General features: G+C 58.4%; 12 protein-coding genes and 1 other annotated feature. Of the genes, 10 read left to right on the forward strand and 2 right to left on the reverse strand.

What is annotated here, in order from left to right; translation table 11 throughout:
- Positions 1-135: 135 nt before the first annotated feature.
- Entirely contained in the window at positions 136-333 is a 198-nt protein-coding gene (locus AVI_RS30890) for a hypothetical protein (protein WP_041700165.1), read from the forward strand.
- Here AVI_RS30890 and AVI_RS31975 read toward each other — a convergent pair.
- Positions 327-572 carry an ATP-dependent DNA ligase gene (locus tag AVI_RS31975; protein ID WP_041700166.1) on the reverse strand — a complete coding sequence of 82 codons (246 nt, stop codon included), beginning with the start codon at positions 570-572 and terminating at the stop codon, positions 327-329. The genes AVI_RS30890 and AVI_RS31975 overlap by 7 nt on opposite strands.
- Before the next feature lie 215 nt (positions 573-787).
- On the opposite strand from AVI_RS31975, the gene AVI_RS28860 reads away from it, so the two are divergent.
- The 3 genes from AVI_RS28860 (at position 788) to AVI_RS30905 (ending at position 3,847) form a co-directional block, all read left to right on the forward strand.
- Positions 788-997, forward strand: a complete 210-nt coding sequence (locus AVI_RS28860; RefSeq protein WP_041700167.1) for a hypothetical protein — start codon at positions 788-790, stop codon at positions 995-997.
- Positions 998-1,663: 666 nt separating this feature from the next.
- Positions 1,664-3,601 carry a ParB/RepB/Spo0J family partition protein gene (locus AVI_RS28870; protein WP_012653077.1) on the forward strand — a complete coding sequence of 646 codons (1,938 nt, stop codon included), beginning with the start codon at positions 1,664-1,666 and terminating at the stop codon, positions 3,599-3,601.
- A gap of 66 nt (positions 3,602-3,667) precedes the next feature.
- On the forward strand, positions 3,668-3,847 hold the full coding sequence (locus AVI_RS30905) for a hypothetical protein (RefSeq protein WP_041700169.1): 180 nt from the start codon (positions 3,668-3,670) through the stop codon (positions 3,845-3,847).
- A 505-nt stretch (positions 3,848-4,352) separates the two neighbouring features.
- Here AVI_RS30905 and AVI_RS28880 read toward each other — a convergent pair.
- Positions 4,353-5,584 (reverse strand): IS3 family transposase gene (locus AVI_RS28880; RefSeq protein WP_085946666.1). Its coding sequence is split into 2 segments (ribosomal slippage): positions 4,353-5,293 and positions 5,293-5,584, totalling 1,233 coding nucleotides; the frame shifts between segments, so codons are not numbered across the junction.
- Positions 5,184-5,300 (reverse strand) — a sequence feature (AL1L pseudoknot). It overlaps the preceding gene by 117 nt.
- 204 nt (positions 5,585-5,788) lie before the next feature.
- Here AVI_RS28880 and repC point away from each other — a divergent pair.
- The 6 genes from repC (at position 5,789) to AVI_RS28915 (ending at position 10,856) form a co-directional block, all read left to right on the forward strand.
- Positions 5,789-7,069 carry a plasmid replication protein RepC gene (repC, locus tag AVI_RS28890; protein WP_012653079.1) on the forward strand — a complete coding sequence of 427 codons (1,281 nt, stop codon included), beginning with the start codon at positions 5,789-5,791 and terminating at the stop codon, positions 7,067-7,069.
- Positions 7,066-7,572, forward strand: coding sequence for a thermonuclease family protein (locus tag AVI_RS28895; protein ID WP_012653080.1), 507 nt, complete (start codon positions 7,066-7,068; stop codon positions 7,570-7,572). Before repC ends, AVI_RS28895 begins: the two co-directional genes overlap by 4 nt.
- A 401-nt stretch (positions 7,573-7,973) precedes the next feature.
- Complete coding sequence (locus AVI_RS28900) at positions 7,974-8,309, forward strand: DUF736 family protein (RefSeq protein WP_012653081.1); 336 nt, start codon at positions 7,974-7,976, stop codon at positions 8,307-8,309.
- A gap of 120 nt (positions 8,310-8,429) precedes the next feature.
- Positions 8,430-8,636, forward strand: a complete 207-nt coding sequence (locus AVI_RS28905) for an antitoxin VbhA family protein (RefSeq protein ID WP_012653082.1) — start codon at positions 8,430-8,432, stop codon at positions 8,634-8,636.
- Between the two features lie 69 nt (positions 8,637-8,705).
- Positions 8,706-9,770 (forward strand): Fic/DOC family protein, encoded by a 1,065-nt coding sequence (locus AVI_RS28910; RefSeq protein ID WP_012653083.1) that lies wholly within the window; start codon positions 8,706-8,708, stop codon positions 9,768-9,770.
- 228 nt (positions 9,771-9,998) lie between these two features.
- Positions 9,999-10,856, forward strand: coding sequence for an ArdC family protein (locus tag AVI_RS28915; RefSeq protein ID WP_012653084.1), 858 nt, complete (start codon positions 9,999-10,001; stop codon positions 10,854-10,856).

Below are 10,856 nucleotides of genomic sequence, written 5' to 3' on the forward strand. Positions count from 1 at the left end.
GCCCCGCCTTTGCGTGCAACCCCAAGGGGTTCTCCTCTCCGCTTCGCTCCGTTCCGATCGCTGCGCGATGCACTCGGCGGTTCCAGCCGTATTCGAGCTTCGCGATTACGCACAACCACCAAGGAGGATCACCTCATGAAAACGCTCGTAACCTTCTGCCAGAAAACCGGCCGTCGCCTTCGCCAGTTCATCAACCGGCAAATCGCGAAGTTGGCCCATAAGGGCCACCTTAAGTTCTCCATCGCCATCATGCTTCCGCTCCTCGCCAAGGTCGAGTTCACCTATCAGGTCGAGCTCGATGGCAAGGCCCGAAACGCCAACAAGCCTCAATAAGGCAAAGCCGCGCCCTTCGGGGCGCGGTTTTCCATCGCGCTCCCGATGAGCGTCGCCGGTCCGGTCGCAAGCGCGGCCGCCTCGATACCCGGAAAGCGGTGTGTCCAGTCATGGCATCTCCGCGCAATAATGCGCAACCGATCAGGTTCGCGGTGGACCGCGATCCTGTATCCGTCCCACTTGATATCCCATGACCATTCCGGCCCGATTGGCGGGCGCGCGACGAGACTGGCAAGCATGGTTCGATCCGCACGGGCATGGGATCGAACAGCAACTGCGGCTGGCTAGGGTCGCGGCGTCGCACGCGCCCGCTTTGCAGCGGCGCATTCTCTTCAGTACGGCGGCTGCGTTGAAGGGCGCGGGCGTCTGGTCATCCCCGTATTGCATCATGGGACCCTTAATATCCCGTACAATATGCTCTAGAACACTAAGCAAAAGACCAAACGGATGAACGATGACTTCAAGACAGCAACTATTGGCGAAGGTGCATGACATCGCTGATCCCTGCGAAGAGCTACGGCAGGGGTTTCGTGCGTTGGCAACGGACCCTTCAACACCGCCAGATGTACAGCAAGCCTCTCTCGATCTGGCCGAGGCTATCGAGAAGGTTTTTCAGATCGCGCACTACATCATGAAAAGTGAAACGTCAGCTTCAGGCCGTTGAGAGCCAGGCGGTGCGTTTTTGCCGGAGGAAGTCGATCCCGGCTTCCGCTTCGCGGCGCAAGCTAAGCCTCCTGCGGCTTCCTTTTTGCCGGCAAAAGCGCGTCGAGAATTCCCGCTTTCCCGGCCTGAAGAACGACCGTCGCTATGCTGAAAGCTCCGATACTCTTCATTGTTCGTTTGGCTCGTCGCGACGAGCAAGCGCCGATCGACACGCCGAGCGGCACTCGACACGGTGCACTTTCTCATTGCCCTAATTTACGTTGAACTAGATCTGCCCGTGAAGCGGAGCGCCCAACACTCGGAGCGCAGCGGGCAGATCGATCCGGGGAACCGGCTTGCCGGTTCACTTCTGGAATGAGCGTCCGAGAAGCGGACGCACGATTTTTTTATACATACCGCTCTTACGACAGGTCGCGGATCGCGCCAATGGGCAAGCGCGCAAGCGCTGTCCCTCGTCTGGAAAAACGGCTTTCACCGCCGAGCCGGCGAACCTTCCGTTTTTCCCTCCTCCGGACCCATGACCCGCTCCACCCCCTGACGGGAGCGGGCTGCGCCCTCCCCCTTCGTTCCGCCGGATGTGGGGGCACATCCTACGGAACGTAGGCAAGGCTTCGCCCACTAGCGGGGCTTGCTCCCAAGGGAACCGGAAAACTTTGGAGATTGACCTATGACCAAGATCGTCAGCATTCCGCTTAGCAAGCTTGATACAGACCCGAAAAACGTCCGCAAAACCTACAAGGCCGAGGGCGTCGAAAGCCTCGCAGCTTCCATTCTCGCCAATGGCGTGGTTCAGAACATCGTCGTGCGAAAGGCTCCCAAGGGCCGCTATTTTGTTACGGCGGGAGGGCGTCGGCGTGCTGCCCTGTTGCTGCTTATCGAGCGCGGCCAGATTTCAGCCGATTATGCCGTGAACGCAATCGTAAAGACCGCCGACGAGGCGACAGAGCTTAGCCTGACCGAGAACGTGCAGCGGGAGGAAATGCACCCTGCCGACCAGTATGTCGCGTTTCAGGCCATGGTCAACGAAGGTAAGGCAATCGCGGATATTGCTGCACGGTTCGGTGTGACTGAAATCATCGTTCGCCGCCGTTTGGCCTTAGCGAAGGTCTCGCCGGTCTTGCTGGACCTGTTTCGCAACGACGAAATGACGTTTGAGCAGCTGACCGCCTTCACGGTCTGCGATGATCATGAGCGTCAGGAACAGGTCTGGGAGTCTCTCGATCGATGGAGCCGCGATGTGTCGCGGATCAAGTCGGCACTGATGACAGACGAAATTGCCGGAACCGACAAGCGTATCACGTTCCTCGGCGGCCTCGATGTCTATGAACAGGCAGGAGGCGCGGTGCGCCGCGACCTGTTCGACGCGCAGGGCGGCGGGTTCGCGCTCGACGTAATTCTGGTTGAAAAGCTGGTCAGCGAGAAGCTGGCAGCGGTGGCCGAGCCGTTTTTGTCGCAAGGCTGGAAATTTGTCGAAACATACATGCAGCGGCCCGACTGGATTTTCGGCGTCCCTCGCGTCTATCCGAAACAGATCGAGCTTTCCCCTGATGAACAATCGGAACGTTTGCGCCTGTGCGCCGAGCACGATGAACTCGTAGAGCTCATGGACCGTGACGAGGGCGAGGAAAGCCATTCCGAGCGCATCAATGCCATCAGCGCACGACTGGATGAACTGGACTCGATGCAGGAAGTCTTTTCCGACGAGGACAAGGCAAAAAGCGGGGTGGTCGTTTCCTTGGATTACTACGGGAGGCCAGATATTGCCGTTGGCATCCGCAAACCGGGTGATGACGAACAGAGCGAGCAAGTGGAAACGGAGGATGACGACAACGGGTCCGAGGCTTCCGAAAAGGTTGAGGAAATCGGCCCGCCGAAGATCGTCCATTCTGCTGTGCTGGTCGAAGACCTGACAGCGCAGAAGACCGCAGCGCTGCGTGTCGAACTTGCCAACAATCCCGATGTTGCTCTGGTCAGCGTCGTTCACGCCATGCTGCTCGATCTTGTTTATCCCGGCACCTATGGCCGTTCGCGAGGGATGACCGCGTTGCAGATCGCCGTGACGCATGAGCGTCTGCAAGGTTCGATGAAAAGACCGGATGCAAGTCGGGCGACCGAGGAATGGGACCGGATTGCCGAGAACTTCGGCTATCATCTCCCCGGCGAGCCGGAAGACCTATGGGAGCATCTCCTCGATAAGCCGCAGTCGGAGCTTCTGGGACTGCTGGCGTATGCCGCAGCGCACACCCTTAACGCTGTCGAGACGAAACATAGCTTCCGCAAGGACGCATGCGCCCACGCCGACCAGATCGGGCGCACCCTAAAGGTAGAAATGACCGACTGGTTCGAGACGACAGCCGAAAGCTATTTTTCGAGCCTGAACCGCGCAGGCATTCAGGCGGCGGTGGCAGAAGTGAAAGGGGCTGATTTCGCATCGCGTGTCGCAAGTATGAAGAAGGCCGAGGCGGCGGCCTTTGCCGAAACCGCAATCAAAGGGTCCAACTGGCTTCCGTCGCCGGTGCGGATCGCGCCTGATCAGAAGGCCGAGAACGAACAGACTGAACCCCGTTCAGAAGATGAGCAACCTTTCCCGATAGCAGCGGAATAGCCGCGCTGCTGTCAGCCGGTCACGTCCTCCAGCATGACCGGCTCCCCTTCCGACGCGAGGCAAGTCATGTTCGATCAAGTTCCCGACCCCACCAAAGCCGCCGAATGCTGCTGCCAACTTATTCAGGCGTATCTGTCCGATCCCGAGCATGTAGATTGGAGCGATGTTCAAACGGCCGTTAACACGGCGCTGGAAGCTTTCAATCTTCCGCCCACGTTCTTCGAGGAACAGGCTCAACCCGCCTGATTCCCGGTTGTCACCCGCGCCGCCCGTCTTTGGTCCGATACCAGAGGCGGGCGTTCTGTCATTTGCAAACTTAGTGCAATACGGGATGAAAAGCCGGTTCATGGGTTCGGATCGTCGCGAAACGCGCCCCTCCGTTGAGAGGAGGCCCAGGCCCCCTCCTCTCAAACTCTCCGTCCCACCCGAGGTCAAAAAGCCCTCTAAAGGTGCTGTTCCGATGTTTGAGCCATTTCGGTAACGTAGCCAAACGCTCTTGCGCACGCCAATACGAACATAAACCCATAATATTCAGGGGTTCTAGGCGGAGAAGCCACGTTGAAGTGCGAATTACGATTGCGAGAAAGCTCAATCGTTGCGCCAAGTTGGGTAATCAAGCTATGTATTGTCTCCGGCCGGAATCAGCTGATGCTGCGGCTCGTACCCTTTTAACCCAAGTCTGGAGAACACGCAGGCCCAGAAAAGAGAAAACTGAACCGCCCCGGCTTTGCCGGAGACCGTTTGGTTTAAGTTATGCGGCCATGGCTGGCGCGTCCAGTATGGCGTAGTATCGTTCTTCGGCCTCGGCTGGCGGGATATTCCCGATGGGCTCCAGAAGGCGACGGTGGTTGAACCAGTCGACCCATTCGAGCGTGGCGAACTCCACAGCTTCGAAGTTGCGCCATGGTCCTCGCCGATGGATGACCTCGGCCTTGTAAAGACCGTTGATCGTTTCGGCGAGAGCATTGTCGTAACTATCGCCAACGCTTCCGACAGACGGGTCGATGCCCGCCTCGGCCAGTCGTTCGGAATAGCGAATGGACACGTATTGCGAGCCGCGGTCGGAATGATGAACCAGCCCGCCACGTTTGACGGGCCGCCGATCATGGAGTGCCTGGTCGAGAGCATCGAGGACGAATCCCGCGTGCGCTGTTCGACTGGCCCGCCAGCCAACGATACGGCGGGCGAAGGCATCGATTACAAAGGCCACGTAGACGAAGCCCTGCCAGGTCGCGACATAGGTGAAATCGGAAAGCCAGAGCATGTTCGGCGCGGGAGCCTTGAAGTGGCGGTTGACGCGGTCGAGCGGACACGGGGCAGACTTGTCCGATACGGTGGTTTTGATGGGCTTGCCACGAATGATGCCTTGAAGACCCATCATTCTCATGAGCCTTGCGACGGTGCAGCGAGCAATATCGAAGCCTTCTCGCTGCAACTGTCGCCACACTTTCCGCACGCCATAGACCTGGAAGTTCTCGTTGAACACCCGGCGTATCTCGACTTTCATGGCAATATCATTCCGTTCGCGGGCCGATAGGCGACCCACGTCCGTGCGCTTGGCGACGACCTCATAATAGGTGGACGGGGCAATCGGCAGCAGCCTGCAGATCGGCTCGACCCCGAGCACCGAGCGGTGTTCGTCAATGAAGGAAATCATCGCTTCAGTGGGCGGTCGAGCTCCGCCTGGGCAAAATACGCCGAGGCTTTGCGTAAAATCTCATTCGCCTGACGAAGCTCGCGGTTCTCCCGCTCCAGAGCCTTCATCTTCTCCGCCACGTCACTCGGCAAACCTGCACGCTTGCCGCTGTCGACCTCGGCCTTCTTCACCCATTCATGGAGGGTATGCGCCGAGCAACCGATCTTGGCCGCTATCGATGATACCGCCGCCCAGCGGGAGGGATGTTCGGCTTCATGCTCCGTCACCATCCGAACGGCGCGGGCACGAACTTCAGGAGAGAATTTATTCGTCGTCTTGCTTGTCATAGACCCTACTTCTCACGAGTTGGGGTCTCCGGCAAAGCCGGGGCGGTTCAAACCGCTCCCGAGAAAACCCGGAAGCGGTCTGCAAAAAACCAAATAATTAAGCAGATTTGTTTTCGCAGACCCCCCTTCCCCTGTCAATAAGAAAAACGCCTTCTCGGTGAACGGCGAAGCCTTGTCTGGTCCCTTGAACAGGAGACAGGACAAATGAGGGAAACCCTCACGAACAAGCGGCTAACTGGCCGCAGAATGACAAAGGAGAGAGCCGAGTTCCGGCGACTGGCACAGTCAACGGAAGTCGGAACGGTGACGCGCGGCCAGTTGGCGGTGTTGTCACAGAGCCTTCCATGCACTGGCCTAATTACCAGTACCGAAAGCCATCTGCTGACAGTGATCGTCAACACCGCCCGGGCCGACGCCTTCGACACGGGCGGGCGACCCATTGTATTCAAATCCAACAATCAACTGGGGTTCGAGATTAACCGCTCACCTGGTCGTGTCAGCCGTATCCTGTCGAGATTGTTCGACGCCGGGCTCGTTACCATGCAGGACAGCGCGAATTTCAAGCGCTATCCGATCAGGGACGGCGAAGGCGAACTTTCGGACGCTTGTGGCATCGATTTGCGTGTGCTGATTGCCCGCTACCGTGAGCTCGATGCCCTTGTGCGGCAGAAGCGTGAGGAGAAACGCGCCAATGACGCCGCAGCGCGCCGCTTCAGGGCCGCACTCAGGAGCGCCCGCTTTGCGCTGATGAATGCCGCCGATATGACGGAAACCGCCCTCGCGAGCCTTGCATCTCGTATCGATCGTATCGCTGCCTTCGTTGGTATCGCCAGCAGAGCGCCCGCGTTTGTTTCGAGACGGGCAGCGCGCCTGTTGGAGTGGCTTGTTGGACGCTCCGTTCAGGCATCAAGGCGTCCTGAGACCGTGTCTGATCATGATAATATGACATGCACGAATGTCGAAAACGACATGCACAAACAGATTACAAACCCCCATCCCTTTGACTGGAGTAAAGAGGAACGGCGTCCGGCTAAAGCCGGACAACACAATTCACTTAAGGCTGGCTACGCCAGCAAGAGGGCTTTTGAGGAAAGCCTGACGAGAGGATCCGACCCAGACAATAGGCAATCTCGCCCGCAGCAAGGGATTGTTGCTCTTGATGATGTGTGGAGAGCGGCGCCATCGTTGAAAGACTATTTCACCACCGCGCCACGCAGCTGGTCTGATCTCGCCCGCATCGCCCCGCAGATTTGCCGCTTGGCGGGTGTCTCAGAGGACGCGCGGCTTCGCGCCGTCGATCAGATGGGCCAGCAGGCCGCCGCGATCGCCATCGCGGTCACATTCGAGAAATATTCCCGCCAAGAAGTCAGCTCGCCCGGAGGGTATTTGCGCGCCATGACGGACCGGGCGGCATCCGGTGAGCTTCATCTTTCGCGTTCCGTCTTCGGGCTTGCCGCCCGCAACTCCATGGAGGCTCTAAATTGAGAAAAAAACCCGTTTTTTCGGCTCTCTTGTTCGCTCTTGTGTTTTCACAACCAGCCAGCGCGGCGGACTATTCCGGGCAAGCCCGCGTGATCGATGGCGACACCTTCAGCATTCGACAGCAGCGGATCAGGATTGCGGCGATTGACGCCTGCGAGCGCTCGCAAAAGGGCTGGAAGAATGGAGCCGAATGGGCGTGTGGTGTCGAGGCTCGCAGCTATCTTTCTCGCCTTATCGACGGAAAGCATGTGACATGCACTATCATAGACGAAGACCAATACCGTCGCCTAGTCGGACAGTGCTACATCCAGCAAACCGATATCGGCCTTGAAATGGTGAAAGCCGGCCAGGCGCGACTTCTGTTGCAGTATCTACCGCGAGGGAACTCAATGCCTCTTGACGCTTACCACCAGGCCGAAGACAGCGCCCGGGGCAGACGTTTGGGCCAGTGGGCGGCCGAGATCGACGCGCCGAGCAATTATCGCCGTTCCAATTCTCATCAGTAACCCAGTGACAATTGGATCTGGAACCGTCGAAATCCTCCTTTGGTAGCGCCAAATTGGCTATCTCGTAGAGCAAAAAGCCGTTTGTTTACTGTTGTATGCTTACGAAAAGTGAATAATATTGGCGCAGGAATATGCGGTTATTGTTGTTGGTCGTACAGGTGATGTTTGGTAGACGCTTTCAGTAGACACCCCTCCAAGGCCGTTGCTCTTGATGCCCGTTCGCACAGCGACGCGGTTTGCGCAAAGCTGGCTGTCCTCCAAATTTCCCCGCCTTCGGCTTCCTCGCGAAGCAAATTTGGCAGCCTTCCAGCCTCCTCCGCTGCGCTTCGGCCTCCGGTGCGCACCGCTTTCCGCTGTGCCTTGTGAACGCTCATCGCAACCACCAAAGAGGAGTGACCACCATGAAAAGCATCACCAACTACATCCAGTTCAACGGCGACAACATCGAAACCGCAGACGGTACCGGCCTCATCTCCACCATCGAGCGAGACCTCCCCATCAAGGTAACGCCTTTCTCTTCCACCAACGAAAGAGCCCCGACGCACCGCGTCTACGCAACGTCTCCCGCAGGTCATAACCTCGACGTGGGCGGCATCTGGAAAAAAGAGAACGGCGAAGGCAAGCCCTACTACACGATCTCGATCAAGCGCATGGGCTTTAACGCCAATCTGGGCCGGTTCCCCGGCCAGGACGATCCGACCCTTCAGGCAATCATCGAGTGGGAACCCCGCGATTGATTGCGCAGAGAAGCCCGGTTCATGACCGGGCATCTCACCCCGAAAAGGCTGAAAATCCGCCAAATAGCTGGATTTTTGGCCCTTTTCGTGTTAGGTTCAACAGTAATTGGAGATTTGTCGATGAACATTCATTCCACCCGTCCCGACCGCTCCCCGGAAGCCGTAGCGGCTCGAAAGAAGAGCACCGATCAGGCTCGCGCCATGAACATTCGCCAAGGCTATCAGGGCGACGACGCCCTGCTCGAAGCGGCAACCGCTGCTTACGTTGCCGGCGATCTCACCCGCGAAGAGTATCGCGCCCGCATCTTGCCGCAGCCCAAGGGCTGATCATTTCATTCAAGTCTCAAGAGGCTCAAGGCCGTCTGCTCGCGCAGACGGCTTTTTGTTGGTTTACGCATGGCTGAAGAACACCCCAAGGGTTCCTACACTTATCCCAACACGTCAGACGATCCGGATCGCCAGAACGTCCTTCGTAACAAGTTCGGTATCGAATCCAAATCGGAGCTTCGCACGGTCGAGTACCGCGCAACGCAGGACCGAATTTCGGAAATCCTTGAGGGTGATGGTCCCAAGGGGAACTTTGATGCCGCTCATCTCAAGGCGATCCACGGCCACATATTTCAGGATGTGTACGAATGGGCGGGTCATACCCGAAACGAAAGCCCGGTGGTTGACGGAGCTCGTGTCGAGCCGATTGGTGGCCTCTCAAAAGGCGGAACGTCTTTCCTGCATGGCGCGCGTATAGACTTGGGCCTGAATGAGGCTCTGAAGCCGATCAGCGATCCGCAGGCGCTACGAGCCGCCAGCAGGGAAGAATTCGTTGAGCGGGCCGCAAAAGCGCTGTCAGAGCTGAACTACGTGCATCCATTTCGCGAAGGCAACGGAAGAACCCAGGAAACCTTCATCACGGAGCTCGGCCGGCATTACGGGCATGACATCGATATGAGCGTGATCAGCAAGACCCGTATGATTGAAGCGTCCATTGCCACGACAAATGACCCTGCCAGCCCTGCCCTGAAGCACGTCATCGAGGATGCGATAGACCCCAACCGCCGCGAGGCGCTGCGTGGTGCCTTTGCGGATCTGGAGCAGGTCGGCGAGAAGCCATTCGAGCATTATGTTCGGACTGCCCGCCCGGGCGAAGAGATCGAGGGCCAGGTGTTCGGTCATGACAATCGCGTTGCAACCCTTGTGACCGAGAACGGCATTATCGCTGTCGATCGCGCCGACCTTCCGGAGCGGATCCCGGCCGACGACGAAGAGGTGAAGTTCACCGCCCGATCTGACTTCAGAACCTTGGGGCGGCCGGAGCAGGAGGCCCAAGCGCAGCCTCAGAGCGTCGAGCAAAAGGCTGAACAAGCGCCGCAGCCGTCAAATCACAACGCAGAGCTCAAGGCCCTCGAAGCGCAGCATCTGGCAACCCGTCAGCAGCAGAACGACCGGGAGGACCGGGATCGTTAGCCCGGCTTCCTACCCGTTGCAGTACCGGCATCCGCAGCGCCGTTAGCGGCCCCTGCTCCCTTGTGTTTGCCGTCTCCCGTTTCGTTGGGTGATTGACGGACAAGCTACGATAGCCCCTCCCCCATTCAACCGCTTCGCGGTCCTCCTCTCCGTTGCGGCCCTCCGGGTGCATGGGCTCGTCTCGGCTATCTCCGTTTTTTGCCGTCAACCAACGAAAAGGCGACGGCTATGCAGAGCAAGGACACCTACCAGCGCATCACGGATGCCATCATCGAGCAGCTTGAAGCAGGAACGAAACCCTGGATCCGCCCTTGGCGCGGGACCGTCCGCCGCTCGCCGGTACCGCAACGCGCCACCGGCGAAGCCTATCGCGGCATCAACGTCATCATCCTGTGGCTTTCCAGCCAGCTCGCCGGCTACGACGGGAACACTTGGATGACCTACCGGCAGGCTCAGGATCTTGGGGGCCAGGTCAGAAAGGGCGAACAGGGAACCCTCGTCGTCAAGTACGGGACCTTCACTCCGAAGGCGCAGGAAGCCGACGACAAGAGCATCCCGTACCTGAAGGGCTACACCGTCTTCAACGTCGAGCAGATCGATGGCCTACCCGACCGGTTCAAAAGCCCGGTTGAAGACATTCCGGAAGGCCCCATGCCGCTCCTCAGGCATGTCGAAGACTTTATCGGTCGAACCGGCGCGAAGATTACCTACGGCGGCAAGCACGCCTGCTATCGTCCAGGTCCCGACGACATCGAGATGCCCGCGCGTGAACGCTTCCTAAGCGAAGTCCATCTTTACAGCACCGTTCTGCACGAGCTCGGCCACTGGACCGGCTCGAAACACCGTCTCGATCGCGATCTTTCCGGCCGGTTTGGGACCGAAACCTATGCCGTAGAAGAGCTCGTTGCCGAACTGTCGGCGGCTTTCGTATGCGCTGACCTTGGCGTTGAGCACGATCCACGCGAGAACACCGCGACCTATCTGGAAAGCTGGCTGACGGTTTTGAAGCAGGATAAGCGGGCGATCGTCACAGCCGCCGCCAAGGCTCAGACCGTTTCTGACTACCTTCATGGCCTTCAATCATAG

The sequence above is a fragment of the Allorhizobium ampelinum S4 genome (genome assembly GCF_000016285.1).
GTDB lineage: Bacteria > Pseudomonadota > Alphaproteobacteria > Rhizobiales > Rhizobiaceae > Allorhizobium > Allorhizobium ampelinum.